28 protein-coding genes are annotated in these 26,548 nt (G+C 62.2%); 15 read left to right on the top strand and 13 right to left on the bottom strand.

The genetic code is table 11. The annotated features are described in order from the left end of the window. Nucleotides 1–11 precede the first annotated feature (11 nt). Nucleotides 12–1,091, top strand: a complete 1,080-nt coding sequence (locus E1748_RS07610) for a ParB/RepB/Spo0J family partition protein (protein ID WP_133646488.1) — start codon at nt 12–14, stop codon at nt 1,089–1,091. Nucleotides 1,092–1,135: 44 nt separating this feature from the next. Here the strand turns inward: E1748_RS07610 and E1748_RS07615 are convergent, their stop codons facing one another. Next, the gene (locus tag E1748_RS07615) at nt 1,136–2,491 is read right to left on the bottom strand and encodes a replication initiation protein (RefSeq protein WP_133646489.1); all 1,356 of its coding nucleotides are present in this window, start codon (nt 2,489–2,491) and stop codon (nt 1,136–1,138) included. Nucleotides 2,492–4,342: 1,851 nt separating this feature from the next. On the opposite strand from E1748_RS07615, the gene E1748_RS07620 reads away from it, so the two are divergent. Continuing rightward, complete coding sequence (locus tag E1748_RS07620) at nt 4,343–5,548, top strand: DNA-binding protein (protein WP_133646490.1); 1,206 nt, start codon at nt 4,343–4,345, stop codon at nt 5,546–5,548. A 106-nt stretch (nt 5,549–5,654) separates the two neighbouring features. Here E1748_RS07620 and E1748_RS07625 read toward each other — a convergent pair whose 3' ends face one another. The 3 genes from E1748_RS07625 to E1748_RS07635 form a co-directional block, all read right to left on the bottom strand. Beyond that, nucleotides 5,655–6,653 (bottom strand): tyrosine-type recombinase/integrase, encoded by a 999-nt coding sequence (locus E1748_RS07625; protein ID WP_133646491.1) that lies wholly within the window; start codon nt 6,651–6,653, stop codon nt 5,655–5,657. A 101-nt stretch (nt 6,654–6,754) separates the two neighbouring features. Then, a complete protein-coding gene (locus E1748_RS07630; RefSeq protein ID WP_133646492.1) occupies nt 6,755–7,156 on the bottom strand; it encodes a DUF2471 family protein in 402 nt (133 codons plus the stop codon). A 126-nt stretch (nt 7,157–7,282) separates the two neighbouring features. Next, nucleotides 7,283–7,900, bottom strand: a complete 618-nt coding sequence (locus E1748_RS07635; protein ID WP_133646493.1) for a helix-turn-helix domain-containing protein — start codon at nt 7,898–7,900, stop codon at nt 7,283–7,285. A gap of 142 nt (nt 7,901–8,042) precedes the next feature. Between E1748_RS07635 and E1748_RS07640 the strand changes: the two genes are divergently transcribed. Together E1748_RS07640 and tdh are read left to right on the top strand one after the other, a co-directional pair. Next, on the top strand, nt 8,043–9,251 hold the full coding sequence (locus E1748_RS07640) for a glycine C-acetyltransferase (protein ID WP_133646494.1): 1,209 nt from the start codon (nt 8,043–8,045) through the stop codon (nt 9,249–9,251). Between the two features lie 18 nt (nt 9,252–9,269). Beyond that, on the top strand, nt 9,270–10,298 hold the full coding sequence (tdh, locus tag E1748_RS07645; protein WP_133646495.1) for an L-threonine 3-dehydrogenase: 1,029 nt from the start codon (nt 9,270–9,272) through the stop codon (nt 10,296–10,298). Between the two features lie 12 nt (nt 10,299–10,310). On the opposite strand, the gene E1748_RS07650 is transcribed toward tdh, so the two are convergent. Further along, nucleotides 10,311–10,970 carry a YceI family protein gene (locus tag E1748_RS07650; protein ID WP_133646496.1) on the bottom strand — a complete coding sequence of 220 codons (660 nt, stop codon included), beginning with the start codon at nt 10,968–10,970 and terminating at the stop codon, nt 10,311–10,313. Between the two features lie 121 nt (nt 10,971–11,091). Here E1748_RS07650 and E1748_RS07655 point away from each other — a divergent pair, with 121 nt between their 5' ends. The 3 genes from E1748_RS07655 to E1748_RS07665 all read left to right on the top strand — a co-directional run bounded on the left by E1748_RS07655 (nt 11,092) and on the right by E1748_RS07665 (nt 13,052). After that, complete coding sequence (locus tag E1748_RS07655) at nt 11,092–11,718, top strand: TetR/AcrR family transcriptional regulator (protein ID WP_133646497.1); 627 nt, start codon at nt 11,092–11,094, stop codon at nt 11,716–11,718. A 61-nt stretch (nt 11,719–11,779) separates the two neighbouring features. After that, nucleotides 11,780–12,259 carry a nuclear transport factor 2 family protein gene (locus E1748_RS07660; protein ID WP_133646498.1) on the top strand — a complete coding sequence of 160 codons (480 nt, stop codon included), beginning with the start codon at nt 11,780–11,782 and terminating at the stop codon, nt 12,257–12,259. A gap of 268 nt (nt 12,260–12,527) precedes the next feature. Beyond that, nucleotides 12,528–13,052: a hypothetical protein gene (locus tag E1748_RS07665; protein WP_133646499.1), complete on the top strand. Its 525-nt coding sequence runs from the start codon at nt 12,528–12,530 to the stop codon at nt 13,050–13,052. Here E1748_RS07665 and E1748_RS07670 read toward each other — a convergent pair. Both E1748_RS07670 and E1748_RS07675 read right to left on the bottom strand, forming a co-directional pair. Beyond that, the gene (locus tag E1748_RS07670) at nt 13,049–13,660 is read right to left on the bottom strand and encodes an ankyrin repeat domain-containing protein (protein ID WP_133646500.1); all 612 of its coding nucleotides are present in this window, start codon (nt 13,658–13,660) and stop codon (nt 13,049–13,051) included. The two genes, E1748_RS07665 and E1748_RS07670, sit on opposite strands and share 4 nt — an antisense overlap. Nucleotides 13,661–13,744: 84 nt before the next feature. Continuing rightward, a complete protein-coding gene (locus E1748_RS07675; protein WP_133646501.1) occupies nt 13,745–15,277 on the bottom strand; it encodes a catalase in 1,533 nt (510 codons plus the stop codon). 455 nt (nt 15,278–15,732) lie between these two features. Here E1748_RS07675 and E1748_RS07680 point away from each other — a divergent pair, with 455 nt between their 5' ends. Beyond that, complete coding sequence (locus tag E1748_RS07680) at nt 15,733–16,215, top strand: RNA polymerase sigma factor (protein ID WP_166653514.1); 483 nt, start codon at nt 15,733–15,735, stop codon at nt 16,213–16,215. Nucleotides 16,216–16,399: 184 nt separating this feature from the next. Next, nucleotides 16,400–16,837: a CHRD domain-containing protein gene (locus tag E1748_RS07685; RefSeq protein ID WP_420819292.1), complete on the top strand. Its 438-nt coding sequence runs from the start codon at nt 16,400–16,402 to the stop codon at nt 16,835–16,837. A 70-nt stretch (nt 16,838–16,907) separates the two neighbouring features. Here the strand turns inward: E1748_RS07685 and E1748_RS07690 are convergent, their stop codons facing one another. From E1748_RS07690 to E1748_RS07705, 4 genes are all read right to left on the bottom strand, one after another. Further along, nucleotides 16,908–17,549, bottom strand: a complete 642-nt coding sequence (locus tag E1748_RS07690; protein ID WP_133646503.1) for a DUF1109 domain-containing protein — start codon at nt 17,547–17,549, stop codon at nt 16,908–16,910. Continuing rightward, nucleotides 17,546–18,121 carry a sigma-70 family RNA polymerase sigma factor gene (locus tag E1748_RS07695; RefSeq protein ID WP_133646504.1) on the bottom strand — a complete coding sequence of 192 codons (576 nt, stop codon included), beginning with the start codon at nt 18,119–18,121 and terminating at the stop codon, nt 17,546–17,548. The genes E1748_RS07690 and E1748_RS07695 overlap by 4 nt, the downstream gene beginning before the upstream one ends. A 146-nt stretch (nt 18,122–18,267) precedes the next feature. Continuing rightward, nucleotides 18,268–18,996, bottom strand: coding sequence for a cytochrome c biogenesis CcdA family protein (locus E1748_RS07700; RefSeq protein WP_133646505.1), 729 nt, complete (start codon nt 18,994–18,996; stop codon nt 18,268–18,270). Beyond that, nucleotides 18,996–19,391, bottom strand: coding sequence for a thioredoxin family protein (locus E1748_RS07705; RefSeq protein WP_133646506.1), 396 nt, complete (start codon nt 19,389–19,391; stop codon nt 18,996–18,998). The genes E1748_RS07700 and E1748_RS07705 overlap by 1 nt, the downstream gene beginning before the upstream one ends. Before the next feature lie 218 nt (nt 19,392–19,609). On the opposite strand from E1748_RS07705, the gene E1748_RS07710 reads away from it, so the two are divergent. The 5 genes from E1748_RS07710 to E1748_RS07730 all read left to right on the top strand — a co-directional run bounded on the left by E1748_RS07710 (nt 19,610) and on the right by E1748_RS07730 (nt 22,497). After that, nucleotides 19,610–19,930 carry a DUF4148 domain-containing protein gene (locus E1748_RS07710; RefSeq protein WP_133646507.1) on the top strand — a complete coding sequence of 107 codons (321 nt, stop codon included), beginning with the start codon at nt 19,610–19,612 and terminating at the stop codon, nt 19,928–19,930. Nucleotides 19,931–20,076: 146 nt separating this feature from the next. Further along, on the top strand, nt 20,077–20,352 hold the full coding sequence (locus E1748_RS07715) for a BufA1 family periplasmic bufferin-type metallophore (RefSeq protein ID WP_133646508.1): 276 nt from the start codon (nt 20,077–20,079) through the stop codon (nt 20,350–20,352). A gap of 22 nt (nt 20,353–20,374) precedes the next feature. Next, nucleotides 20,375–21,235, top strand: a complete 861-nt coding sequence (bufB, locus tag E1748_RS07720) for an MNIO family bufferin maturase (protein ID WP_133646509.1) — start codon at nt 20,375–20,377, stop codon at nt 21,233–21,235. Beyond that, nucleotides 21,232–22,011 (top strand): HvfC/BufC N-terminal domain-containing protein, encoded by a 780-nt coding sequence (locus E1748_RS07725; RefSeq protein WP_133646510.1) that lies wholly within the window; start codon nt 21,232–21,234, stop codon nt 22,009–22,011. Before bufB ends, E1748_RS07725 begins: the two co-directional genes overlap by 4 nt. Nucleotides 22,012–22,023: 12 nt before the next feature. Next, nucleotides 22,024–22,497, top strand: coding sequence for a DoxX family protein (locus E1748_RS07730; RefSeq protein WP_133646511.1), 474 nt, complete (start codon nt 22,024–22,026; stop codon nt 22,495–22,497). Nucleotides 22,498–22,626: 129 nt separating this feature from the next. Here the strand turns inward: E1748_RS07730 and E1748_RS07735 are convergent, their stop codons facing one another. Together E1748_RS07735 and E1748_RS07740 are read right to left on the bottom strand one after the other, a co-directional pair. Next, nucleotides 22,627–23,268 carry a DUF1109 domain-containing protein gene (locus tag E1748_RS07735; protein ID WP_133646512.1) on the bottom strand — a complete coding sequence of 214 codons (642 nt, stop codon included), beginning with the start codon at nt 23,266–23,268 and terminating at the stop codon, nt 22,627–22,629. A gap of 302 nt (nt 23,269–23,570) precedes the next feature. After that, nucleotides 23,571–25,358 carry a hypothetical protein gene (locus tag E1748_RS07740; protein WP_133646513.1) on the bottom strand — a complete coding sequence of 596 codons (1,788 nt, stop codon included), beginning with the start codon at nt 25,356–25,358 and terminating at the stop codon, nt 23,571–23,573. Nucleotides 25,359–25,596: 238 nt separating this feature from the next. On the opposite strand from E1748_RS07740, the gene E1748_RS07745 reads away from it, so the two are divergent. After that, on the top strand, nt 25,597–26,544 hold the full coding sequence (locus tag E1748_RS07745) for a hypothetical protein (RefSeq protein WP_133646514.1): 948 nt from the start codon (nt 25,597–25,599) through the stop codon (nt 26,542–26,544). Nucleotides 26,545–26,548: the final 4 nt, after the last annotated feature.

The following is a 26,548-nucleotide window of genomic DNA, read 5'->3' on the forward strand; positions in this document are numbered from 1 at the left end:
AAGGACCCTGAATGAAACCCTCTCAATTGGCTAAAGGCTTCCAGGCGCGTCCGGATTCGACGAGCAGCGAAAAGCGCACAGCTCTCGACCGGCTCAATGCCATCGACGGCCTCGTGCAGGACCCGGGGAAAACCAGGGAAGTTGTTGGTCGATCGAGTCAACCTGCTGTGAGCCCGATTGCCTCGGTCGCATCGAATGAAGCGGAGTCGGCCGAAACGGCGAATGAATCGCCGGCCTATCGTGCCTGGCGTATCGAGCATGGTTATCGGCCCGGACAGGTTATCGATCTGTCGTTGAAGGCGATCAAACCGAGCCCGTTCAACCCGCGGCACTTCTACCTGAAATCGTCGATCGCAGAGCTTGCGGTCAATCTCGCGAAACAGGGGCAACAGCAGGCGATTCACGTCATCCCTGACTACGACAACCCCGACAGCTACTTCGTCAGCGACGGCGGACGTCGGGTGCGAGCCCTCAAGGAAGCAAACAAGGAAACGGTCAAGGCAATCGTCGTCGATTTACCTATCGGTATCGAAAGCTACAAACTCGGCTACGACCTCAACGTCCAGCGCGACTCACAGACAGTCTTCGATAACGCGGTTGTCTGGAAGCGGTTTCTGGACGATCGCCATTTCCAGAGCCAAAAGGAACTGGCTGAACATCTGGGGTTAGATGAATCGACGGTGGCTGTGGCACTCTCGATTGCCAAACTGCCGGAAGCCGTCATGCACGAAATGGTCGCGAGAACCGACCGTTTTGGCTCCAACATGGCTTACCAGGTGGGTCGCTACCATTCAGCACGCGGCGTCGACTCGACGCTACGACTGATCAACAAAATCCTGTCTGACGATTTGAGCACGCGGCAGGTCGCGGATATCGTGAAGGGCAGGGCCAGCACGCACGAGGCCACGAAGCCGGCGGGACGACAGCGCTACGCCCAGCGGCTCGAGATCAAGATGGAAGGTATTGCGGTAGGGGATCTGAAATCGTACGGCGATGACCGCCTCGAGCTCAAGCTGCGCGGACTGTCAAAGGACAAGCGCGACGATATCCTCAGACAGATCGAACAGATTCTTCAATCGAAGAAAGCCTGAGTCACGAACACCGGCCGCGCGTGCGACGCGCGGCCCGGATTGCCTCACGCCGCGCGCGACTGGCTCAACGTGAAAGAGAGAAGATCGCCATCAGTCGGCTCGCCCCACGTGCGACGCGCCAGCCAGTCAAAAAAAGCCGTCTCGGCAAGCTTCGACTCGAGACCCCGCCGACGCCAGTCGTCGCGCATGTGACCACCCAGCGTGGGCAGTTCGTCCTCTTCGAACGACTGCCTCGCCAGTTCCCGCTCCGTTTCGCCTTGTTCGTCATAGAGCGCTCGCGCCTCTTTCCGACGATAGGCGGAGTACTCGCCGAGCAGGCGCGCCTTCAGATCGCTCGCAGGCACGCCCGCCAAAGCCTTGGCTGCGGGCGCCGTGGTCGCCTGCAGCTCTTCGACCGGCGGCGCATAACCCTTCTTCAATGCATCCTTGAACAGCGCCGGCGCACTACGCACCGGCGGCAGCGTCGTACTGCGCATGCGTTGCTCGGTCATCTGCAGCGCGGCGCGAATCCGGTTCTCTTCACTGTCGGCGTACAGCGTCTGTGCTTCCTTGAGCGGAATGCCGATCTTGACCATCCGGTCGACGAGCGTGCTGTCGAAGACGTTCGGATGTTCGTCGAGCGCGAGCATCGGCTGTTTGCGCTCGGTGACGCGGAACTGAATCTCCGCTACCCGTCGCCCCTCACGATGCTCGATCAATTCGACGAAGATATTCGTCACTGCGTTCACTTCGGCGATAGCCGGCCGCAGATAATCCCGCTTGAAATACTTGTACTCCCGCTTGGCTTCATCGCCAGCTTCGGTATCCGGCGTGCCGGAGAGGATCGGGCGCCACCACTCCCATGACTCGCGCATCGTCAGATGGCTGGGGTTGGTCAGATACCGAACGCAAATCTCATAGAGCGCAAGGCCGGCACTGCTACGCAACTGGCTCTGAAACTGGAGGCTCAGCCGCGCGTATTGAACCGGATCGAGCAGCTTTTTCTTGATCTTCGGTGCGAACGAAAATTCGACCCAAACCCGGCGCGTTGTCGGATCTTCGAGGATTTCGGCATCGGCGATGAGCGTGGAGATACCCCATTTACGGCCCGGCTTCTGGCTCGACGTCCCTGTGCTCCATTCGACCTGCACCGAGACCATCCGGCGCAAATGCTCCTTCACGAGGGCGGTATCGTTCGAATCAAATGCAGAGTTCGCCACGATATCGGAGAGGAGCGCCCGGTACGTATCGCCTGAATCGTCCGCCTGTTGGGCCACCGCGAGCAGCACGTTGAAGAGCTTGCGCGTCAGTAGTGTAATTTTGCCGCTCTTCGGCTGGATGGCGATCGCTTCAACGGCTTTACGCAGCTCCGCCGAACTCGGGCTTACCACATCGGTTTTCTTCGCGCGCTTCGTGGCCATGCGTCGGGGTCGAGGAAGGGTTTTGAGAAGAATACCGGGTGGGGTGATGGCCGTCTATAGGGCCGATCTCACCATTTCCGGTGAAGCGCCGTTGCAAACCCGCACTCACCTCGTCGTGCTCCCGAAAGCTCTCACCGTCAAGAAACTCACGGCCAGGCTGCCTTCCTTGGTAGATCGAGAGTCTGGCGGAACGCATGTTTTTGGCCGCTATTGCCAGGGGATCCAGTTTATCCCGTAACGGCTCACCTCAAGATTTGTCGTAATTCTGCGACGAGCAATCGTGAACCGTGCCTCCATTTGCGATGTCTGCGACGGCAGCATGAGCGGAAATTAGCCGGTACAAGAAACTGCACTCGCCACCCTGCTGGCGATAGGGGACCTCTAGATGGGGAATTTGCCGAGTTTTCCAGTAAAACACAGCGAAATGCAATCACATCGCTTGCTTCCTGGTCAGAAATGGCTCGATCACCACAGAGACAGGGCAGTCCGCTCGATCAAATCTCCTCAATGTACATCCCGAAAACCCTCACCTTAACAACGCTAGACGCCCCTTGAAACAAGGGTCGAGCCGCCGATTGACGGTTATTAGCTTCGCAAAGGTCCCGAAAAGCCTCACCTTGAGCCTCTAGGCACTCCTACATCGTATTGCTCCCGAAAACCCTCACCTTCCAGGTTGACGAAAAAAATACCCAGCCATTTCCGGGACTTATGTTGGGAAGCCAATGCTCCAGTTGAGCTTGAGTAGTCCCGTAAACTCTCACCCAAAGCCCTTGTCTGACTCCAGAACCGTGCTCGGGCGCAACTCCCGCAAATCCTCACCTCAAAATTCGAAGGTACTACGCCACGACCATCACCAATGGCTAATGTATGGGCTTCTGCGGTAAGTAATCGCAAACTTGATCCCGTATTTACTCACCTAAACGGCTCACATTCCCTAAAAAGCATCCCGAAAACTCTCACCTTGGAGACGCAGGTGAGGGGCTCGGTGAGCTATATCGACGCCGCCAAGCGATCCCGGATTTCCTCACCCATACAAAGGGAACCCAGGGGAAAAGAGAAACCACTTGACCCATCGGATGAAATCCACCGGCCGAATGCTCCCGAAAAAGCTCACCTAATGCTCCGGAAAGCGCTGGTATCTGGCTTTCGGGTAGGGTTTTACCCGAATATGCTCACCTTCGAACGCCAATCTTTCCTGTGGAGTCTCACCCAGGCCCTGAAACGCCATTGGTAGAGGGTCCCAAACCGCCGGCAGCACCCTCCCGAAAAACCTCACCTTATGGCCAAATACGAGCCATCGCGCGATGCGGCGGTTAAAGGCTGAGACCACCACCTGATCCCGAAACCACTCACCTATTCCAAACCTGTAGTTGCGAGCCTCCCCCGAACCCGCTCACCTCGATACCCGAAGACTCTCACGTGTCTCCCCGAATCCCGTCACTCCAGGTCCCCGGACAGACTCACCATCAGTCCCGTAAAGCTTCACCTTTGAGCCCGCAGAGCCTTATCTGACAAGGGTTTGCCATGGCGTTAACGTTTTTAACTTGGTTCAAGGGTGTTTACTTTTACTACTCTCAAGGACAAAACCTGCGTGCAGAGAAGAAAAGAATCCCCGCCATTCCGTGAAACAGTGCCAAAACGAAGGCAACTACAAAAAAGATATTCAAACCAATAAGATAGCCACAACTCTTCATTTTGTTTCACGAAATCACCGTGTCAACGGACTTCCAGCAAAGGTTTGCAACCTCCTAGGTCGGTTAGCCTCCCCACCAGCAGCAACACCCTCAAGATTCGTAGCAAAAAATACGTAATTTGTTATTATTGCTCCACTTTGTTGGCTCGGAAGACCAAATGACACCCGATCAGGAACGCCAATCGATCCGTGAAGAGCTCAACCGCATGCGGGAAAGTGGCGCACGACGGCAGGACCTGTCGCTGCATGCCTGCAAACGACTGTTCTTCGATATGGGCGTTCGCCCGTCTATGGCTGCGGTCCGCGACCTGACCCAAACCGGAAGCGCGAGCGATATCCCGAAGGACATCGATACCTTCTGGGAGCGCCTACGAACGACAGCGCAAACCCGTATCGGCGCCGGCGCGATTCCGGAAGGACTGGAAACTCGAGCCGGTGAATTTCTGGCCGCGTTGTTCGACGAGGCCCTGGCACACGCCCGCATCGCGCTGAATAACGAGCGCGAGGAAATTCACGCTCATCTTGCCACTGCGGAACAGTCTATCCGCGAGGCAGAAATTCGAAAGGACGCGTCGGAGGAGGCCATCAAACGGGCCGAAACCCGCGCGGACGCTGCCTGGGACCGCGTTCGCATCCTTGAAAGCGAGCTTGCGGCGACCAACACGCAAGGCGCGACCTATCACGACGGACTGCAGAACACGGTTCGTCGACTGGAAGCGGAAAACGAGGCTCTTGGCAAAAAACTGGAAACCGAACAGGCAGGTAATGCGACGCTGCGTGACCGGATAGACGCGCTCCACATCGAAATGCGCCAAAGTACCGAGCACTACGCCCAGCAGATCAAGGATGCGATCGCCGAAGCCGAGCGACGCGTCAAGCCGATGCTGGTCGAGCTGGACTCGCTGCGCGCCATGTCGACGACCTACCAGTCCGGGATCAGGGACGCGAGTCGAAAGGAATTCGACTTCATTCAGCAGCTGGCCGCGGCAAAAGCTCGCGGGGATCGTCTCGACGCGCAGTTACGCGAACAATCTGATGAGCTCGATGGTTTGACGAAGGAACTGTCGCAGCTGCGAGCGCAGCAGGGCACCGATCCCGCTCTGGCGAATCTGCTGTGCACCCTCGCGTCTGCTGGACGTCTCAACGCAGAAGAGCTTGCAACGATCGGAACCACGGCCGACGGCTACGTCGCGCTCCCCACCCACTGTCCCAAATGTTCTGAAGGTGAGCCGGAGCTTTCGCAGATCGATCACCGGTATGAACTGTCTTGCCCCGAGTGTGAACACACGTCTGGACCTGGCGCCTCTCGCCTCGAGGCGGTGAGTCGATTCGTCTCGTTGTCGCTCACCAACGCCCCGTCATAGTGATTTCGTACACGCCTGCTCAAAAGGTGAGGAAATACGGGATCGAAAAAGGGAGCATTTTCGGGAGCGCACTCTTCGCAAATGCACATCCGCCGGGGCAAGTGCACTACGTCGCTTTCGATTCTTCACCGGCCTGATCTGCCGGTTGCTGCTTGTCCGCCCATAGTTTCCACGCGCGATGCAACCTGTTTGCCGAAATCGATTGCACGAACCCCAGCCATTGGCCGACCAGTTCCGGCGCAATGCCGCTCTCGAAAAGATCCGCGGCGAATGAATTGCGCAACGTATGCGGACTCGCCCTCGCGGCACGGGCATCGGCGATTCCGCACGCCTCGATCTGCGCATCGACTGCGCGCAGCATCGTGGCCTTGTGCATCGGGCGGCCGGCTGCCGACGCTGGAAAGACCAATGTCCCAGCGAGTTCGGACAATCGCCGCTCCGCCAACCAGGCGTCGAGAATCGGGACAGCGAACGCCGACAGTCGCGTTCGTCGAGTGAGTTGTGGATCCGGGGACTCGATCGTCACCCATGGCGACCCGGGAGCTACGCAACTAACCGCCAATTTTGCTGCTTCGCCTGTCTTTACGCCTCCCCCCAGGAAGAGCGCTGTCAGCGCCCGATCCCGACGTTCCCTCCACCGTTGAGTGGAGGACAGTATCGTCAGAGGCGAGAACAGATGAGCGACGAGTGCTGCCCGCTCGGCTGTACTGAGGAAACTGGTGGGTTCGTTATCGGCCACATCGCGCCACGACGCTTCACCGTCTTGTGCAATGAAGCGCGCTGGATTGGTCGATGCGAGTTCGATCGCCCGAACGTGATCGAGCACCCGTTCGATCAGCCGCAGATATCTGACACGTTGAGGCTTGCGAACTGGCAGCGTTGCGGCGAACTCCGCGATGGTCGGCGTATCGACCGAGATCAGATCCTTGCGGCGAAGCGTGATCCACTCGAGGAAGGCTCCCCATTGCGCGCGATAAACGTCAGCCGACGATTGCCGCAAGCGCTGTGTGACAAGCCAGCCATCGAACGCGGCGTGTGGATCGCGACGCCAGATTTCGCGTTCCTGGATAAAGAGATCGTCGCTCGATGGATGGGGAGGAGACACGGTTCTATTCCAGTTAGTTGCGCCATTGTAGGTGCAGAACTGGCTCGTGGTGAGGTTTTCCAGGAGATAACGGACGTACCGAGGCACCCCCTCAACGCACGTCAGCCGCCCCAGGCTCGCCCGCGCCTTGCGCGTGATGACGTCGCTTTTTGCACCGTCGCGCTCTGAGACATCGCGCGACGCTCCGCCTCCTCATAGGCCGAAACCGCGAATGCGAACACCGCCGGCAGCGCATTCGATGAACCGAAGTTCACCGGATCGTCAGTTTCGGGATAAGGCAAGTTGCCCGGCCGTTGAAACAGGCTGAGCATGATTTCATCGTGCCGGCTCGCGAGCCCGAGGTCGGCGAGCGCTTCCGCCTCGATCGCGTGCAACAGCCGCCACGTGAGCGGTACGCCACGCACGATGTAACGCCCGGCGATGTGCCGGACAATATGCTCGAGGTCCCGCGCCGCGGTCTGGAAGCGTCGGGCGGCCAGGTCGTGATCGGTGATGTCGTTCATATCGGGCTCCGGTCGTCGGGCGTATACTGTACAAATATACAGTGATTGCCGCAACCTCGGCCGATCGGCTAACGGGTCCCGTTCACCGCAGCCGCCGCGTTCGACCGCCACCGCTCATCATGGATTTCAGCCATGAATCACGATCAGCAGCGCTTTCGCTTCTCCTTTGCCGGCATTGCGAATCGCGTGCGGTTCGTCTGCGACATAGCGCGCGGTGTCGGCGGTCTTCAATCGCCGGGTTTCGCCGGCGGCCTCCACTTCGATCGAACCGTGCAGCACGGTCAGGTGCTCGCGGGTGCCGGGCTCGTGTGCGTTCGACACCAGCGCGCCCCCCGGCTGCAACGTCAGCTCATACCATTCGAAACGGCCCGCCAGTTCGATCGGCCCCCACACGCGCAACTGATATCGCGCATCGTGACCGTTCAACGTGGGGATGTCGTGCGGACCGGAAACCTCGATGGCTTCGGGCGCCTTCTGCGCGGCAAACAGCGAATCGAGGCTCACGCCGAGCGCGTTGGTCAGCCGCCACGCGACCGCGATCGTCGGGTTGGCCTTGTCGCGTTCGATCTCCGACAGCATCGACTTCGACACGCCCGCTGTGCGCGACAACTCGTCGAGCGTCATGCGCCGCTCGCTGCGCAGGCGCTGGATCTGCTCGCCGACACGAGGCGGGGCAGCAGGCGCGGAGGCCGGCGGAATGGACGGAGCGGGCGCGGCCTGACGACGGGTCGCCGAACTTGCCATTTAAGGACCTATGATTTAGAGTTGTTCGATATCCCGAACATGAGTTCGGAAAATCGAAAATATTCGGCAAAACCGAACACCGACTATAACAGCACGCGGCCCGACCGCACATCGTCCGGACGACCCATCAGGAGCCCGATTCATGCGTGACACCTACCTCGCCCATCTGCGCGGGACACTCGACCAGATCCGTGCAGACGGTTTCCACAAGACGGAGCGCGTAATCGCCAGCCCGCAGTCGGCGGAGATCCGTCTGGCCGCAGCTAATGAAGGCGCTGGCGTGCTGAATTTCTGCGCGAACAATTACCTCGGCCTCGCAAACGACGCACGCCTGATCGAAGCGGCCAAAGCCGGTCTCGATCACGACGGTTTCGGCATGGCATCCGTGCGTTTCATTTGCGGCACGCAGACGGTCCATAAAGAACTGGAGCGCTCGATCGCCGGTTTTCTGCAGACCGACGACTGCATCCTGTACTCGAGCTGCTTCGACGCAAACGGCGGGCTCTTCGAAACGTTGCTCGATGAATCCGACGCGATCATCAGCGACGAACTGAATCACGCGAGCATCATCGACGGCGTGCGTCTGTCGAAAGCGAAGCGCTTTCGCTATCGCAACAACGATCTCGCCGACCTCGAAGCGAAGCTACGTGAAGCCGATGCAGCCGGCGCGCGCTTCAAGCTGATTGCAACCGATGGCGTGTTCTCGATGGACGGCATCATCGCGGACCTCGCCGGCATCTGCGATCTCGCGGACCGCTACGGCGCGCTCGTGATGGTCGACGATTCGCACGCAGTCGGCTTCATCGGCGAACACGGTCGCGGGACGCCCGAACATTGCGGCGTGCTCTCGCGCGTCGACATCATCACGGGCACGCTCGGCAAGGCGCTAGGCGGCGCATCGGGTGGTTACGTTGCCGCTCGAAGCGAGATCATCGAGCTGCTGCGTCAACGTTCGCGGCCGTATCTGTTTTCGAACACGCTCGCACCGAGCATCGCCGCGGCCTCGCTGAAGGTACTGGAACTGCTCGCCAGCGACGAAGGCGCGCAGCTGCGCGAACGCGTCCGCGCGAACGGCGCGCATTTCCGTCAGGCGATGAGCGCGCTGGGATTCACACTCGTACCCGGCGAACATCCGATCATCCCCGTGATGCTCGGCGACGCGACGCTCGCGTCGCGCATGGCCGACGCGCTTCTAAAAGAAGGTGTTTACGTGATCGGCTTTTCGTACCCCGTCGTGCCTAAGGGCCGCGCACGCATCCGCACGCAGATGAGCGCCGCACACACGACAGAACAGATCGATCGCGCCATCGACGCATTTGCAAGCGTCGGCCGTTCGCTCGGCGTTATCTGAAGAAGATCAGGAATCCCCATGAAAGCACTTGCGAAACTGGAACGCGGCCCCGGGTTGACGCTGACCGACGTGAAGAAACCCGAGGTCGGCCACAACGACGTGATGATCCGTATCAAGCGGACGGCAATCTGCGGCACCGACATCCACATCTGGAAGTGGGACGACTGGGCACAAAAGACGATTCCGGTGCCGATGCACGTCGGTCATGAATACGTCGGCGAAATTGTCGAGATGGGTCAGGAAGTGCGCGGTTTCGCGATCGGCGATCGTGTGTCCGGCGAAGGGCACATCACGTGCGGCTTCTGTCGTAACTGTCGTGCGGGGCGTCGTCATCTGTGCCGCAATACGACGGGCGTCGGCGTGAATCGCGAAGGGGCGTTCGCCGAATACCTGGTGATTCCCGCGTTCAACGCATTCAAGATTCCGTCGGACATCTCCGACGATCTCGCCGCCATCTTCGATCCGTTCGGCAACGCGACGCATACCGCGCTGTCGTTCAACCTCGTCGGCGAAGACGTATTGATTACCGGCGCGGGACCGATCGGCATCATGGCTGTCGCGATTGCGAAGCACGTCGGTGCGCGCAACGTGGTGATCACCGACGTCAACGATTACCGTCTCGAGCTTGCGCGCAAGATGGGCGCCACGCGCGCGGTGAACGTGTCGCGCGAAACGCTACACGACGTGATGGCCGATCTGCACATGACCGAAGGTTTCGACGTCGGGCTCGAGATGTCGGGTGTACCGAGCGCGTTCACCGGGATGCTCGAAGCGATGAATCACGGCGGCAAGATCGCGTTGCTCGGCATTCCGCCCGCGCAGACCGCGATCGACTGGACCCAGGTGATCTTCAAGGGCCTCGAAATCAAGGGCATTTATGGACGCGAGATGTTCGAGACCTGGTACAAGATGGTCGCGATGCTGCAAAGCGGACTCGACCTCTCGCCGATCCTCACGCACCGCTTTGCGGTCGCCGATTACGAAAAGGCTTTCGCCACGATGCTGTCCGGCGAAAGCGGCAAGGTCATTCTCGACTGGACCGCGTAACGAGCCTCGGAATCAACCGGCTGCCGGCCGCACGAACTCGGCCTGAATGCGCACATGCACGTCGTCGCCGACGGCCGGATACCACGTTCCCAACCCGAACTTCGCTCGACTGAAGCGGCCTTCCGCTGAAAAGCCGAGCGTGTCCTGCTTCGTCAGCGGATCCGGCGCGAAGCCATTGAACGTGACATCGAGCGTGACCGGTTGCGTCACGCCGCGAATCGTCAGATCGCCGGTCAACGTGCCGCGTCCATCGCCGGTGCGCTCGAAGCGCGTGCTGACGAAATGCATCTGCGGATAGCGCGCAACGTCGAACATGCTGTCGCTTTTGACGAGCTTGTCGAGAATCGGCACGTTCGTATCGACGCTGTCTGCGTCGATCGTCACGTCCACCTGGCTTTTGTCGAGTCCGCCCGGATTCCAGTCCAGCTGCGCCTTCACACGATCGAACCGCATCGTGAAGCGCGAATACTTCAGATGGTCGACATCGAAAATCACGCTCCAGTGGTGCGGATCGAGCGCGTATTGCCCAGCGGGCACGCGCGCTTCGGTCGGGCTGACAGTGTGCGTGACCACCTGCAGCGGCGTACACGCAGCCACGAGCGTGAGCACGGAGGCAGCGAAGACAGTCGACAACATACGCGCGAAAGCCGCGCGGCCTGCGATTCTTTTCATGGCGAAGAGTCCGTGACGCGATCGACATCACGATAACCGAAGTCACGCGATCCCGCGCGCAGCAGCGCACATCAAGACGAAAATCTTGACAGGGGAGAACGATCGTTCTACCTTAAACGACATGACGACCTCTCCCGATTCCCCGACGACACCCAGCGCACGCGAACGCCTGCTCGAGGCCGCCGAAGCGCTGATTTACGCAGGCGGCATCCACGCGACCGGCGTCGATGCGATCGTCAAGCAGTCAGGCACCGCGCGCAAAAGCTTCTACACGCACTTCGAATCGAAGGATGCGCTCGTCGCAGCCGCACTGGAGCGACGCGACGAACGCTGGATGAACTGGTTCATCGCGGGCACGAAGCGCCACGGCAGAACGCCGCGCACGCAGCTTCTCGGTATGTTTGACGTGCTGCGTGAATGGTTCGTGTCCGACGACTTTCACGGCTGCGCATTTTTGAACGCAGCGGGCGAAATCGCTACGGCCGACGACCCGATCCGGATCGTCGCGCGCGAGCACAAGGAACGCCTGCTGCGATTCGTGCGAACCGTCTGCGACGAATACATCGCATCGAGCGGCGAGAGCGCACGGCTTGCTGCGCGCCTGTCCCGTCAATGGCTGATTCTGATCGACGGTGCGATCGGCGTCGCGCTCGTGAGCGGCGACGCCGATGCCGCGCTCGATGCGCGCGCCGCGGCCGAGCGAGTGCTCGACAGCAACACCACCCCATCGCGCAAACCGTCGGCCTGACCACTAAACACACCACACCCGACTACCGGTCGCGCAAGCGATCTCACCCTGAGGAAACATGATGAGCGATTCGATCGAAACCCGTCCGCCCGTTCCGCCGTTCACACGCGAAACGGCGATCCAGAAAGTGCGAGGCGCCGAAGACGGCTGGAACACCCGCGACCCGCAGCGCGTGTCGCTCGCGTACACGCCGCAAAGCGTGTGGCGCAACCGCTCGGAGTTCGTCACCGGGCGCGCGGAAATCGTCGGCCTGTTGCAGCGCAAATGGGCGAAGGAACTCGACTACCGGCTGATCAAGGAGCTGTGGGCGTTCGGCGACAATCGCATCGCGGTGCGTTTCGCGTATGAGTGGCACGACGATTCAAACAACTGGTTTCGCTCGTACGGCAACGAGAACTGGGAGTTCGACGAGCATGGCCTGATGGCGCGTCGTCACGCGAGCATCAACGACTTGCCGATCCGCGAAGCCGACCGTCTGTATCACTGGCCGCTCGGCCGCCGTCCCGACGATCATCCTGGCCTGTCGGATCTCGGTCTCTGAGCTGCTATTGATATATCCCTGCAACGCGGGCTGCGGTACAGACCGACGGCCCGCGTTGCAACTTCTTCACCCCTCTGTCACCCGCTTTCGCTATTGTCCTTTCCCCTGACGGCAACGCGTTCCGCGTGCCGCAGTTCCCGTGCCCGTGATTCTGAGCAGCGCCTCCACTGCCCCGCAACAGGTTGAGGTACAGTGCGACGGGCGCAGCCCGATAACCTCGGCGGAACAACAATCGTGACACCGGCGCGCGACCGGTGACGGAGAAGACATGCGTTTTTGGCAGACGACAAAGAGAACGACGCGCGTATTCGCATTAGCGGCGCTCGTCGCCGGTTTGACCGCAGCGCCGGCCACGCGCGCGGCCGATTGGTGTTCAGGCGGTGTGTGGGTCGATGCGATGCTCGGCTCGTATCACATCAATCCCGACCGCGATAAGCACTTCGAGCAGTTCAATCCCGGCCTCGGCGTCGAGTGCTGGCTCGGTAGCGAATGGGCGGTGACCGCAGGCGGATTCCGCAATTCGCTGCGCCGGCCGTCGTGGTATGGCGGTGGCGTCTGGGCACCGGAATTCCTGCATTGGGGCTTCATTCGACTCGCGGCGATGGGCGGCATCATCTCCGGCTACAACTACGGCAACTGGGGCCTCGGTCGCAATCACACGATCGGCCCGGTCGCCGCGCCGATCGTGATGGTCGAATACAAGAATGTCGGTGCAAACTTCATCGTCATTCCGCCGATCCCCTCCGACGATCTGCCGTTCACGATCGGCTTCCAGGTGAAGGTGCGCTTCTAGCGCGTCGCGCCCACCTTGCGCAGCGCATTCGCCGCCGCGCGATTGCCCTGCGCGTCGGCCATCTGCAGCGCAGTGCCGCCATGCGCATCGGTGTGGTCGGGATTCGCGCCGTGCGCGACCAGTTCGGGCAGTAACGTGAGGCGTCCGAACAACGCTGCGAACGACAGCGCCGTTTCTCCCGCATTGTTCGTTTGATCGATGTTGCACGACGTCTGCATCAGACGTCGCGCGATCGCCGCTTCGCCCTTGAAAAGCGCGCCCATCAACGCCGTGTTGCCATGGCTGTCGCCGACGCACGCGTTCGCGCCCGCTCCGATCAGGAAATCGAGCGCGGCCGGCTGGTCGTCGTATGCGGACAGGATCAGCGCGGTATAGCCGGCGTCCGTTTGACTGTCGACCGGATAGCCGGCATCGAGCAGCGCCTTCAGGATGTCGATACGGCCGAGACGCGCGGCGGCGAACCATTCGTCATCGTATCGATGAAGATTCGCGCTCACCGCGTCGCGTGTCGGCACGACGAGTTCGGGCGTCGTGCTGCAACCGGCGGCGAACGCAATGCATGCGACTGCGCATGCCGCTGCGCACTTCAGTCGGGAAACGGATCGCATGTTGGGTCTACCGGAAGACGAAGGATCAGACATTCGTCACGCGACGGCATGACACCAGCCGTCGCGCAACGCACAGTCACCGCATCAGTCAGCGAGCTTCGCAGCCTGTTGCGCGACACGCGAAGCATCCGCATGCGTGGCGCTCGCGAGACGCTTGCCGTAGTCCTCGTCGGCCTTGTAGAAGTACGACAGCATCGTGTACTTGTTGCCGTCGTTCGTGACGTGGTTCAGATCCGCAGCGAGCGCGGTGACGAGATCGCCCTTGTCCTGCGCAGACAGCGACCGGTAGTACTCGCCGGCCTGGCGGAAGTTGAGCGTCTTGTGGATCGCCTGCTGCTGTGTCGTGCCCGTCAGCGGCGTCTGCACAGGTTTGTACTGCGGGTCCTGTGCGAGCTCCGCGATACTCGACGGCTCGTAGTTCACGTCGCCCTTGCGATCGCCGAAATTCATCAGGCCGTCCTGATTGTTGTTCGTGACGGGCACGCGCGGCCGGTTGATCGGCAGGTCGAGGTAATTCGGTCCGAGCCGGTACATCTGCGTATCGGCATACGAGAACAGGCGACCCTGCAGCATCCGGTCTTCCGACGGCTCGATGCCCGGCACCATTCGCGAAGGTGCGAACGCGGATTCCTCGGTGCTCTGGAAGTAGTTGTCCGGCACGCGGTTCAGCGTCATCGTGCCGATCTTGCGCTCGGGCACCGACGACCAGACCTTCGTGTCGTCGAGCGCGTCGTAGTCGAACTTGCCGAGATCATCCGGATTCAATACCTGGATATACAGATCCCATTTCGGATAGTCGCCATTTTTCAATGCGCCATACAGATCGTTCGACATCAGATTCCAGTCTTTTCCGATCGATGCCGGAATGTCCTGCGGCCGGATGCCATGAATGCCTTGCTCGCTTTTCCAATGGAATTTCACGTAATGCACTTCGCCTTTTGCATTCACGAGCTTGAACGCATGCACGCCGAAGCCATCCATATGCCGGTACGAATTCGGCATTCCACCGTCGGTGTACAGGCGGGTCAGCATGTTCGTCGCTTCGGGCGCGTGCGCGAAGAAGTCGAACGCGAGATTGGCATCCTGCACACCGGTCACCGCGCTCGGTTTGTTCGCGTGAACGAAGTCGGGGAACTTGATTGCGTCGCGAATGAAGAAGATCGGCAAGTTGATGCCGACCAGATCCCAGTTACCTTGCTGCGTGTAGAACTTCGTCGCGAAGCCACGCGGATCGCGAGCCTGCTCGGGTGATCCTCGATAGCCCATCACCGTAGAAAACCGCACGAATACAGGCGTATGCGCACCCGGCGTGAAAACCTGCGCCTTCGATAGATCCGAAATGTCGGCGTCCGCGACGAACTCGCCGAACGCACCGGTGCCACGTGCATGCACGACACGCTCGGGGATGCGTTCGCGATCGAAGCGTTGAAGTTTCTCGGTGAGATCTGAATCCTGCAGCAGCGTTGGGCCGCTCGGACCAGCTGTCTGCGAGTTCTGGTTGTCGCCGATCGGAGCGCCGGCGTCGCGCGTGAGATCGGCAGCGAATGATGTCGACGCAAGCGCGACAGCGAGCGCTGCGGGAAGAAACTTGAGGGCATGTCTGGCGTATTTCGCCATGATCGTCTCCAGCTGATTGTGGGGGGCGGGTCGCTTGTGGCGCGCTTGTGGCTCAATACGCAGCGAATGGTATTGAATGCGGTATTGAGCGACCAATCGAATTTTGAAATTAAACAGATAGCTCGTTTTAATTGTCAGCCGTAAACGCGATGAGCAATAACGCTATGCATCTACATGGCATTTCCGAAAGGAATTTGCGAAAAGATGTGCATGAATTATTGCGTGTATTGATGTGTCGACGAGCAGGGCGCCACGCGATGACTTATCGCTATCGAGCGGATCGGAATTATCAAACGCAGCTGACATGTTGAACGGCTACCCTACCGGCCAGTACGCGAACGCGGCAACCGTGCCGCAGCGACCTATTCCATTCGACGGAGCCGTGCATGACTGCACGATTCGATACCAGGACATCGCGCGCCCGAACACGCGCAGTTACATCGGACGGAGACACCTTGTCTGCGCAGCTCATCACGATGCTGCCGCAGCTGTGGGCATTCGCGTTGCGACTCTGCGGAGACGGGTGCGCAGCCGAGCATCTCGTGCAATGCGCGTGTGCACGGACGCTCGAGCAGCCGTACCATTCGCGCTCCGACGACGTCTCGCCATGGGTCGCGCTGTTGTGCGAGCTGTACGCGACCTGGCACAGCGAGCGGCATGAGCCCCCGATGTATGGCGACCGTCGTCACGATACGTCCACACAGCGACATGACCCATCGATCGTCGACGCTGTCGATTGCCTGCCCGACGTGCAGCGCGTTGCGCTACTGCTGATCGAAGTCGAAGGCCTGAGCTACGACGAAACGGCCAGCGTGCTGAACGTTCCCGTCGCAATGGCGATGAGTCACCTATCGCGTGCGAGACGAACGCTGGGTGCCCAGTTTGTCGGCCGGGCATTGCGCGGCAATGCAGCTTCCGGCGAATCGGCCGTGCGGTAAGCCGTTACGCGGGATGACGCATGAGCATTGCCGCACTGCACGAACGGGAGCCGCACCCGGAACCGGAAATCACACAACGAAAAACCGATGGAATAATTCCCCAAGGGTGTACGTTCTGAAAGCAAGCAGCCACCACGCTGCCGATTTGCGACCTGCTCCCAGCCACTCAAAAACGGAAAACATCGTGAAACTGAACCTGACTCTCTCCGCACTCGCCCTGACCATCGGCCTGGCTTCGCCGCTCATCGCGATGGCCGACATGCTGAACGTGCACGCGGATCTGACCGCCGCCGCCGAAGTGCCGCCGAAGACCAGCGACGGTCACGGCCAGCTGACCGGCATGTACGACACGTCGTCGAAGGATTTGCAGTGGACGGTCGAGTACTCGGGCCTGACCGGCCCGGCGACGATGGCGCACTTCCACGGCCCGGCACCGGTCGGCAAGAATGCGAGCGTGGTGATTCCGATCGCCGCCGCCGATCTGCCGAGCCCGATCAAGGGTCACGCGACGCTGACCGACGCGCAGGAAAAGGATCTGCTGGCCGGCAACTGGTACTTCAACGTGCACACGGCGAAGAACCCCGGCGGCGAGATTCGCGGCCAGGTTGCTGCAACGAAGTAAGCGCAGGCTTTCGCGTGATACGACCGGTTATGTGCCGGTCGCATCGCGCGTTGATTTCAACCCACAGTCATCACCAGCGCAGCAATCGCGGTCCCGCCAGAGCACCCACCGCTGTTGGCAGCGCGATGCCCAGCACATACCAGACTGCCCAGAACGGCACGGTCATCTCCGGACAGTGCAGGCAGTACGCGATGGTCGCAACCGATCCCGACAGCAGTCCTGCCGCCGCGCCCGCGAGCCGCAGCCGCGTCGGCGCGAGGCCGCGCATCGCGATGAACGTCGCGATGCAGCCCGGCACCGACAGCAGCGCGATGTTGAACGGGCACGAATGCCACGTATGACCGAATATCAACGTGGCGCGCGAGTCGGGCGACGCCAGCCATAACACGACGAGTGCGGCGAGCCAGACCACCACGACCGGCGTCGCCACGCCTCCCCATGCACGTCCGACGGCAACGCCCGGCCGCGACAACCGCGCGGTCAGCACGAGCGCCGCAATCGCGAGACACAGCGGCAATGCGAGCTTGACCCAGAACAGCGGCGTCACGAGCATCGTGCCGATATCGGGGCGAACGCCGTAGCCGAACACCGCGATCAGCGTGGCGCCGAGTGCGCCGACGAGCAGTGCCGGCGCGAGACGCCGGGTCACGGCATGGCGCTTGACGGGGACAACATCCGTCGCGAGCAGCGAAATAAGCGCGTCGGTTTTCATACGGTGGCTCCTTTAATCTTCAACGCCAGGGCTTTCAGCCCCCGATGCACGCCGACCTTGATCGCCGATTCGGTGAGGCCGGTGAGCTGCGCGGTTTCGGCGACCGACAATCCTTGCAGCTTCACGTGCACGATCGGCAGCCGCTGCCGGTCGGGTAGATGGTCGAGCAGTTTTTCGAGGTCGCGTTTTGCGTCGGCGGGCTCGGTGTCGGAGGCGGCGAACAGCTCGGACTCGTCGTCGAGCGGATCGTGCAGCGCTTCGCGGCGCGACCGCGCGCGCAGAAAATCGGTCAGCTTGTAGCGCGCGATCGCGTGGACCCATGCGGTCAGCGGTTCTTCCGGACGATACGTGTGCCGGCCATTGTGCACGGCAAGCAGGATCTCCTGAACGATATCCTCGATCTCGTCGTGCAGGTGAAAGAGCCGCTTGCGCAGGAACGCGCGCAGATGGCCGGTCAGGTCGGCGAGGAACGCATGATAGGCCGCCTGGTCGCCGTCCAGCGACCGGACGAGCAGCGCCCTGAGGCGTTCTTCGACAGGCCGCGCAAGGCCGGGATCGGTACTGTGGGTCATCGCGGAGACGGCGTTCGGACGCCGTGAGGTTGCGGAAGTGACCGTTAGTCGGCGAACCGGGCCGGTTCTTACAGCCCGAGCGAACGATTTTTTCGATGCACGAAGCCCGAGCCGCGATTCGAGTGAGAAGATCGCGCGTCCGCCAATCAGATCGACGTCGTGAACGTAGTCAGCCACGCAGGACTCACTGCCAGCGCCGCTGCCTCGATCTGCCGGTCGAAACCCGTCAGCACGACACCGCCCAGCACGACGAACAGCGCGCCGAGCACCCAGCGCGAGCGCTGACCGAACGTCGCGAGCGTGCCGCGCAACCGCAGCATCGACGCACGCGACACGACGCCCACCAGCAGCAGCGGCAGCCCCGCGCCGAACCCGAACACGATCATCAGCAACGCGATCTGGCCGAGGTGCTGGCCCTGCGCGGCGAGCGTTGTCGCGGCGCCGAGCGTCGGTCCGACACACGGACTCCACACGAACCCCAGCAGCAGACCGATCAGCAACTGACCGGCGAGGCCGTCGCCGCTCACGCGATCGAGCGCTTGTTGACCGGTCGCGCCGACCTGTGCGCTCACCCGCGCGAACCGTTCCTGCAACCGGCCGGACAACATCACGAGACCGAACGCGACCATCAACGCGGCAGCGAGACGCCGCAGCATGTCCGCATCGAGGCCGATCGACGCACCGAGCGTCGCGAGAAACAGCCCGACCGCCGCGAACGACAACCCGAGGCCAAGCGCGAGCGCGGCGGCGCCGAGCCGATGCTTCGACAGCGCAGACGCCGCGAGGATCGGCAGCAGCGGCAGCACGCACGGCGACAGCACCGACACCACGCCAGCGCCGAACCCGAGCGCGTAAGTCGCGAGACCGAAATCCATCACAGCGCCTTGTCGAACGTCGCGCGAATCGCCTGCTCCTGCGTTTGCCCGGTCGAGCGCGCGACTTCATGTCCCTGTTTGAACACGACGAAGGTCGACTGCTGCGTGATTTTCAGCGCGCGCTTGAGCGCGGTTTCGGTGTCGTAGTCGGCGACGAAGATCGTCACCGGTTTCAGCGACGGTTCGGCGGCGAGCCTGTCGACGATGGGTTTCTGCACGCGGCAGGTCGGGCACCACGTCGCGTGCAGATAGACGACGGCGGGTTCGCCGGCCGCGATCGTGTGCTCGAAGCGGGCTTGCGTGAACAGCACTTCGTCGGCGAACGCGGGGCCGGAAAGCACGGCGCACGACAACAGCGCGCCGGTGAGGATCTTGCCGGAAGAGAACGGTTTCATCGGATGACTCCTGCGAGCGAGACGGCGTTGCCGCCATCGGTGGATGGGTTCATAGGAGTTCGTCGCGAAGGCGCTGCCGGTTACACCGCAAGCGAAATTTATTTACGGCTTTTCGCTGTAACCGGCACGGCCACCGCGGCGAATTCACCGTCAGACACGCCATGCATCGCAGCGTGCCACTTTCCTTCTACCTCTGCACGTTCTGACTGGAGCCGATCATGAAACCGACTTTTACCACCCTCTTCATCGCCGCTGCTGCAACCGCCATCACTGCTGTCGCTAGTCCCGCTTTCGCCGACGCACGCTACGACGTCGGCATGTCGTCCGCGACTGTCGCTGCTTCCACGGTTTCCCGCGCCGAGGTTCGCGCCGAACTGGCCCGTGCCCGCGCGGCCGGCGAACTCGCGTTCTCGCATAACGAATACCCGGTGCTGCAACCGTCGATGCACGACATGTCGAACGTGTCGCGTGCGGACGTGAAGGCCGAACTGGCCCGCGCCCGCGCTGCGAATGAGATCCCGCATTTCGTGAACGGCTGATCCTGCGTTCCGGATCGCTCGCAAAAATTTTCGCGTCGCTGTAACCGCACGATCGACAGCGACGAACTAACCAGCAGATCGCTCACGACAACGCAACGACGACGATCTGCCCACCTTCTTACCCGTCAACACACCAGGAGCTTCACATGAACACGATCAAACTGTCCGCTGCTGCACTCGTTCTCGCCTCGCTCGCATCGGGCGCATTCGCTCAGACCCAGGCCGCCGGCGGCGCTGTCGAAAAGTGCTACGGCGTGTCGCTCGCCGGTCACAACGACTGCAAGGCAGGCGCGGGCACGACCTGCGCGGGCACTGCAAAGATGGACTATCAAGGCAACTCGTGGAAGAACGTTCCGGCCGGCACCTGCACCTCGATCAAGACGCCGAAGGGCATGGGCTCGCTGTCGGCGATGGAATCGTAAGCACTGCATCGCGCCCACGATCATGGATACCTTCACGAACCTCGGCGCAGGCGTCGGCCTGAAGCCGCATCATTACGACGAAGCGCATCGCGCAACGCAACGCGGGTTGTGGTTCGAGGTTCATCCGGAGAACTACATGGTCGCGGGCGGTCCACGGCTCGCGTGGCTCGAGACGATTCGCGCGCGGCATCCGCTGTCGCTGCATGGCGTGTCGCTGTCGCTTGCCGCAGATCGTGCGCCCGACGCCGATCATCTGCACCGTCTCGCTGCACTGATTAAGCATGTCGAACCCGCGCTCGTTTCCGAACATCTCGCGTGGTCTGCATGGCGCGATCAATACCATCCGGACCTGCTGCCGTTTCCGCGCACGAACGCCGCGCTTGCACGCATCGCGGACAACATCGCGCAGACGCAGGACGCACTCGGCCGCCGCATCGCGATCGAAAATCCGACGCACTATCTGACCATCAATGGTCACGACTGGAGCGAGATCGATTTTCTGACCGAACTCGTGCGGCGTACCGGTTGCGGTTTACTGCTCGATGTGAACAACGTGCACATCAGCGCGCACAACGTCGGCTTCGATGCCGAGTCGTATCTCGACGCCGTGCCGGCGGCCGCAGTGATGGAAATTCATCTGGCGGGTCATAGCGTCGATGCGGGCACGAGCCGCCCGCTGTTGATCGATTCTCACGATGCCGCGATCGACGATGACGTGTGGGCGCTGTATCGGCATGTGATCGAACGGATCGGCGCGCGTCCGACGCTGATCGAGCGCGACGACAACATCCCCGCGTTCGACGTGCTGCTCGACGAACGCGCACGTGCGCAGTCGATGCTCGATGCGAACCATCCGCTGCACGTTGTCGAGGTGCACGCATGAGCGCACCGCTATCCGTGTTTCAGGACGATTTCGTCGGCGCGTTGTACGGCGTCACGCCGCACGACGCACGCGTGAGTGCGCTCATCGATCAGCCTGGTTTCACCGTGTATCGCAACACGGTGTTCAAGGGTTGCATCGATGCGCTGCACGCGAATCTTCCGACCGTTGTACGACTCGTCGGCGACGAATGGTTTCGCGCGGCCGCCGCGATTTACGTGCAGGCTTCGGCGCCGGACGATGCGCGTCTGCTGCACTACGGTGCTGGTTTTGCCGCGTTTCTCGAACGCTTCGAACCGGCGCGCGAGTTGCCGTATCTGCCTGACGTTGCGCGGCTCGATCGTTTGTGGACCGAGGCGCACGTTGCAGCCGACGACACGCTCGTCGACGCCGCCGCAATCGGCGGATGGGCGCCGATTCAACTCGAGCGTGCGGTGCTGCGTCCACATGCAGCCGCCCGCTGGCTGTGGTGCGACGGACAACCCGCATACACGATCTGGCGTGCGAACCGCGAAGCAGCCGATGTACCCGAAGACCTCGCATGGCAAGGCGAAGGCGCGCTGCTGTTGCGTCCCGCCGGCCAGGTGATCTGGCGGTCATTGTCGGCGGGCGGCTGCGCGTTTCTCGATGCCTGCGCGGCCGGTTTGCCGCTCGAACCCGCGGCACAACAAGCGCTTGTCGCGGAGCCGGATGTCGACTTCGGCGTGCTGCTGTCGGTGCTGCTCGCGGTCGGTGCGATCTCTGAAGCGACGCCATGTCGCACGAACTTCAACTTATAAGGGACTCTTCCAATGGAAACCACTCCGATGACGATGCCGGGTCCGTTCGCCCGCTTGCGCGCGTGCTGGAATGCCGCTGCCGACCGTGCGTCTGCGTTGATCGGCCATTCGTTTCTCGCGCTGGTGTCACGGTTCGCGATCGCTGCGATCTTCTTCATGTCGGGGCGCACGAAGGTCACCGGCTTTCTAACGCTGACCGACAGCACCTACTCTCTGTTTCGCACCGACTACAAGCTGCCGTTCGTGCCGCCGGAGATTGCGGCGCACGTTGCCGCGTACTCAGAGCACTTCTTCCCGCTGTTGCTGGTGCTCGGCCTGTTCACGCGCGGCGCAGCACTCGCCCTGTTCGGGATGACGCTCGTGATCGAAATCTTCGTGTACCCGGATGCATGGCCGACGCATCTGTCGTGGGCCGGTTTGATGCTGTATCTGATTGCGCGCGGCGGTGGCGTCGTGTCGCTTGATCAGCGGTTGGGGATCAAGTAACCCTTTCTCAGCGAAGTTGCGGCGTGAGTTGCCCGCTGGTTTGTCGTTGCAGTCGACGTCAAGCCAGCGGGCTTTTTTTGTTTGCGATGCGCGTTGCGCGGCGCGTGCTGCGCACCGCACGCAATTGCGCTACCAGCGCAGCAGCTTCGGACCGAGCAGCGCGCCAACCGCAGTCGTGACGAGCATCGCGAGGACATACCAGATGCCCCAGAACGGCACCGCCATTTCCATGCAATAAAACGCGTACACGAGCGAAGCCTGCGCGCCTGCGAGCATGCCGACGCTCGCGCCGGCGAGCACGAGGCGTGTCGGCGCGAGGCTTTTCATCGCGTGCATCACGGTGGCGAACGTCGGCAGCGACAGCAGCAGGATGCTCAACGTGCAGCTGCGCCACGTGCTGCCGAGCATCAATTGCAGACGATAACCATGCGGCGTCGCCCAGAGGATCAGCGCGCTCGCGATCCACACCGCCAGGACCGGCGCGGCAACCGCAGTCCATGCGAACGCGGCGCGCGCACCGGGCCGCGCAAGCCGCCCCACGAGCTTCAACGCACCCGCGACCACCGCGAGCGGGAACGCGAGCTTCGCCCAGAAGAGCGGCGTCGCGAGCGGGTTGGGCATGTCGCCGCGCACGCCGTAGAGCAGCGCGAGCAACCCGGCGCTCGCCGTCATCCCGATGACGAGCGCGTGGCTGAAGCGCTTCTCGACGACATCGCGTTCGACCGGCGCGAGATCGTCGACGAGGCGCGCGACGAGGTCCTGCGTTTTCATTTCACTTCTCCGTGCCGGACGTTCGCCGACGATTGGGGTAGAGCCGGGCCTGGATGGCGACGGCCCCCGTCAGGTATTCGTTGGGGAAGCGGATTGGGTTACAGCGGGAGAGGGTTTTTGGGAATGCGGTGCGTCGGGGTGGTTGTTGTAGTCGCTGCGCTGACAGGGCAGGCCGCGCGCGTTTGAAGTCTGCGGGCTTTCGGGTGATTCGCCGGCGTGGTGGGGAGTACGGCCTCGCATGCATGAGCGGGGATGCTCCGGCAGTCGCACTGAACACACGACGTGAAGCATCCAGCGCATCGCTACTGCGCCGCGCAGCCTCGCGCTCGATCGAGTATCGTGCGATCCCATTCGTTCCTGCTGGCGCCGTTCGTACCGCTCGCACTACCCGCACCAAGAAGCGGCCGCGCCGCGCACGCGAGCACGCGCGCATCGTCGTCGCGGCCATAGCGGTCGAAATAATGGATCACGTGGACCACGTCGGCGAGCGCACCGGACGTCCAGTTTTCGTTGAGGTCAGTGCGTGTGTGGATCTGCTGCAGGTCGTGCAACGCGATGCGACTCGCTTCGCGCGGCTCGTCGAGTTGCAGCAGCGCGTCGATGCGGTTGTGCTGCGTATCGACCTCGCTGTGCGGAAAACCCGACGTCGTCCCGTCGATCGACAGATCGGGAATCGCATCCGAATAGCGGCGCCCGAGCATCCGGTGATGCGCGCGCTGTGCATCGTCGCCGCCGGCCTCGTACGAGTCCACGGCGACGAGCAGCAGTTGCAGCGGCCACGTACCCGTGCCGACGCCTTCGAGCATCGCGGGATCGTGATCGACCAGCCGGTAGATGCGGGTCGCGTCGCCGTTGCGCTGTTCGGCAGCGAGTAACGCGGCCGCACGAGCGGCGCCGGTCGGCGCGCGCTCCGCGAGCTGCAGCTGGATCTGTCGTTCGAGCAGGCCGTCGCCGAGCGCGTCGGAGATCGGCGTGAACGCGAGCGCGCGATGGTCGGTGGCTTTCGTAACCAGCAGCGCTTCCTGCGCGTGCGTATCGCCTGCGAGGGTGGCGAGCGCGGCCGTGTCGTCGGGCAATGCGGGCAGCGCGGCGCGGATCGCGCGCCACACGAGATTCTGCACGTCCCACCATTGCGCGGCGTCGAGCGCCGCGTGCGGTCGCGCGGTCAGCAGTTGCGACGCGGCGTCGGTGGCGAACGGCCAGTCCGACATGCGCTCGCCGACGAAGAGCCGCAGCTTGCCGGTAGCCGCCGCGAAATCGCTGTCGGACACGTAGGGCGAAGCGGCGTGGCCGGTCGGTAGTGCGGCGAGCACGGTTTGCGCGGAAGCACCGGCAGTGACCTGGGCGATGCGCCAGTCGAGCAGCGGCGGCCACGGCGCCGGCAACTGCGCGCGCCACGCTTCGAGTTCGGCCGGCGCGCGCACGAACCACAGACGCGCGGCGTATTCGAGTACCGCCGGATCGACGGCGCCGTCGATCTCCTCGATTGCGCGCAGACCATTCGATGCGTCGCGGTCGCGGCTCATTGCGAGCCACAACTGTACGTCGAGATAGCGTAGCTTCGATTGATCGGCGGCGGGTAGCGTCTCGCGGCGCTGCTGAAGCGGCTTCAGTGTGTTCTGCGCCGCGACGAGATCGCCGGTCTCCTCGAAGAAGCGCAACGCGGCGAGCCGGTACGCGTCGAAGGGGGCGGCGGCCGCGAGCGGTCCGAGCCACGTCAGCCATTGCGCGTTGCGCATCGCGATGCGGCCGGGCGCCGCTTCTCCGTACCACTCGGGCGGCAGATGATTCGCGTCGCGACGTCCGTCGATCTCCGCGTTGGCCTGCAGGCTCAGCAGATAGCTGTCGGTGCAGTGAGATTCGGTTGTCCCCGAGCCCATCGGGCAATCGAGCGACAGCACCGCGAGCGCCGCGACCGGGTCGGGTTGTGATTTCGCCAGCAGCGCACGCGCGGCATCGGTCGGTATGATCGCGGCGGTGTTCGCATCGGGTGATGGCGGCCGGGTCTGTGCGTGCGCGATGGAGACGCCTGCGAAGATCGTCGTGCAGGCAACAGCGCACATCACGTTGCGTGCCGTGGCGATCGGCATGCGAAGCGATCGCGCGTGGCGACGGGAGCGGCAGTCGGATGAATGGGCCATCGAGAGTGGGGCGCCCGAAAAGGCTTGCGATTTTTTTTGCGAGAATCGGTCGGCGGACACACACTGGACAGGCACCGACGCGACCGCACGAGTGTACCTGTCTTTAGGCTGCCGACGCGTGGTTTTCGCCCGCTTCGACGGGTCTTGTTTCAGGCCGGATTTCAATCATGAAAGGGAAGTGCCAGCGATGACTCAAACAGGCGGCGACGACGTTCGGTTGGGCAGCATCGGCGTGCGTGCGCCGCTCTATGTGATCGTGCCGGGCGCCCTCATTACCGCGCTGTTCGCGGCGCTTTACGCGGTGGTGATCCGCTATAACCCGCTGGTGTATTTCTCGTTCATCGGGACGTTGTTGTTCGGCGTATTGACCGGCTTCGTCGCGGTGCAGACGGCAGAGGCAGGGCAATCGCGCTCGCGGCTGTTCAATCTGTTTGCGGCGCTGGTGCTCGCGTTGTTTGGCTTGTGGTGCTCGTGGCTGATCTGGATCATGCTCGCCGTCGATCACGGTGGAACGGTTGCGGGAAAGCTCGCGCTGGAAGGACCGTCGGGATGGCTCGACTTCATTTGGCGGCTCGCGGAAAACGATCACGTGTCGGTGAGCCGGCGGCCGGGCAGTCACGCTGCCGAGGCATCGACGCAGACCATGCTGTGGATCTGGTCGGGCGAGGCGTTTTTGATTGTCGCGATGTCGCTGGCGATGGCGTGGGTGTCGAGCGGCATGAGCGCTGAAGCCGAGCGCGCCCGCAAGGCGGCGGGGACGAGCCTCTGGGTCGACGTCGCGACAGTCGATGCGACACCTGAAGCATTGTCTGCCGTTCTCCAAAGCGGCGATTTTTCGATATTGCACACGCTCGTGCGCGTCGATCCGAAAACACCGCGCGGACATCAGACGTGGGAGAACCTCACGCTCGAACTGATCGCGGGTTTTGCCGACGATCCCTTCCGCGCGATCAGCATCGATGCGGTCGAGAATCGTCGGGACAGCAAGGGCGCGCCCAGGAAGCGCTACAGGACGGTGGTGCACCGTCTGCCGCTGCCGACGAGCGATTACGATGCGCTGGTGGAACGTCTGCATCCTGTCGAGCAGCCGGTGGAGCAGAAGAAAGCGGACTGGAATCCGGAGATGGACTGGTAGGGTC

Origin of the sequence: Paraburkholderia flava, assembly GCF_004359985.1 — a bacterium.
Taxonomy (GTDB): Bacteria; Pseudomonadota; Gammaproteobacteria; order Burkholderiales; family Burkholderiaceae; genus Paraburkholderia; species Paraburkholderia flava.

Excerpts from the sequence above, each read along its gene's own strand:
- E1748_RS07610 (WP_133646488.1), top strand. The coding sequence starts at position 12 with ATGAAACCCTCTCAATTGGCTAAAGGCTTCCAGGCGCGTCCGGATTCG.
- E1748_RS07615 (WP_133646489.1), bottom strand. The coding sequence starts at position 2,491 with ATGGCCACGAAGCGCGCGAAGAAAACCGATGTGGTAAGCCCGAGTTCG.
- E1748_RS07620 (WP_133646490.1), top strand. The coding sequence starts at position 4,343 with ATGACACCCGATCAGGAACGCCAATCGATCCGTGAAGAGCTCAACCGC.
- E1748_RS07630 (WP_133646492.1), bottom strand. The coding sequence starts at position 7,156 with ATGAACGACATCACCGATCACGACCTGGCCGCCCGACGCTTCCAGACC.
- E1748_RS07635 (WP_133646493.1), bottom strand. The coding sequence starts at position 7,900 with ATGGCAAGTTCGGCGACCCGTCGTCAGGCCGCGCCCGCTCCGTCCATT.
- E1748_RS07640 (WP_133646494.1), top strand. The coding sequence starts at position 8,043 with ATGCGTGACACCTACCTCGCCCATCTGCGCGGGACACTCGACCAGATC.
- tdh (WP_133646495.1), top strand. The coding sequence starts at position 9,270 with ATGAAAGCACTTGCGAAACTGGAACGCGGCCCCGGGTTGACGCTGACC.
- E1748_RS07650 (WP_133646496.1), bottom strand. The coding sequence starts at position 10,970 with ATGAAAAGAATCGCAGGCCGCGCGGCTTTCGCGCGTATGTTGTCGACT.
- E1748_RS07655 (WP_133646497.1), top strand. The coding sequence starts at position 11,092 with ATGACGACCTCTCCCGATTCCCCGACGACACCCAGCGCACGCGAACGC.
- E1748_RS07660 (WP_133646498.1), top strand. The coding sequence starts at position 11,780 with ATGAGCGATTCGATCGAAACCCGTCCGCCCGTTCCGCCGTTCACACGC.
- E1748_RS07665 (WP_133646499.1), top strand. The coding sequence starts at position 12,528 with ATGCGTTTTTGGCAGACGACAAAGAGAACGACGCGCGTATTCGCATTA.
- E1748_RS07670 (WP_133646500.1), bottom strand. The coding sequence starts at position 13,660 with ATGCGATCCGTTTCCCGACTGAAGTGCGCAGCGGCATGCGCAGTCGCA.
- E1748_RS07675 (WP_133646501.1), bottom strand. The coding sequence starts at position 15,277 with ATGGCGAAATACGCCAGACATGCCCTCAAGTTTCTTCCCGCAGCGCTC.
- E1748_RS07690 (WP_133646503.1), bottom strand. The coding sequence starts at position 17,549 with ATGAAAACCGACGCGCTTATTTCGCTGCTCGCGACGGATGTTGTCCCC.
- E1748_RS07695 (WP_133646504.1), bottom strand. The coding sequence starts at position 18,121 with ATGACCCACAGTACCGATCCCGGCCTTGCGCGGCCTGTCGAAGAACGC.
- E1748_RS07700 (WP_133646505.1), bottom strand. The coding sequence starts at position 18,996 with ATGGATTTCGGTCTCGCGACTTACGCGCTCGGGTTCGGCGCTGGCGTG.
- E1748_RS07705 (WP_133646506.1), bottom strand. The coding sequence starts at position 19,391 with ATGAAACCGTTCTCTTCCGGCAAGATCCTCACCGGCGCGCTGTTGTCG.
- E1748_RS07710 (WP_133646507.1), top strand. The coding sequence starts at position 19,610 with ATGAAACCGACTTTTACCACCCTCTTCATCGCCGCTGCTGCAACCGCC.
- E1748_RS07715 (WP_133646508.1), top strand. The coding sequence starts at position 20,077 with ATGAACACGATCAAACTGTCCGCTGCTGCACTCGTTCTCGCCTCGCTC.
- bufB (WP_133646509.1), top strand. The coding sequence starts at position 20,375 with ATGGATACCTTCACGAACCTCGGCGCAGGCGTCGGCCTGAAGCCGCAT.
- E1748_RS07725 (WP_133646510.1), top strand. The coding sequence starts at position 21,232 with ATGAGCGCACCGCTATCCGTGTTTCAGGACGATTTCGTCGGCGCGTTG.
- E1748_RS07730 (WP_133646511.1), top strand. The coding sequence starts at position 22,024 with ATGGAAACCACTCCGATGACGATGCCGGGTCCGTTCGCCCGCTTGCGC.
- E1748_RS07735 (WP_133646512.1), bottom strand. The coding sequence starts at position 23,268 with ATGAAAACGCAGGACCTCGTCGCGCGCCTCGTCGACGATCTCGCGCCG.
- E1748_RS07740 (WP_133646513.1), bottom strand. The coding sequence starts at position 25,358 with ATGCCGATCGCCACGGCACGCAACGTGATGTGCGCTGTTGCCTGCACG.
- E1748_RS07745 (WP_133646514.1), top strand. The coding sequence starts at position 25,597 with ATGACTCAAACAGGCGGCGACGACGTTCGGTTGGGCAGCATCGGCGTG.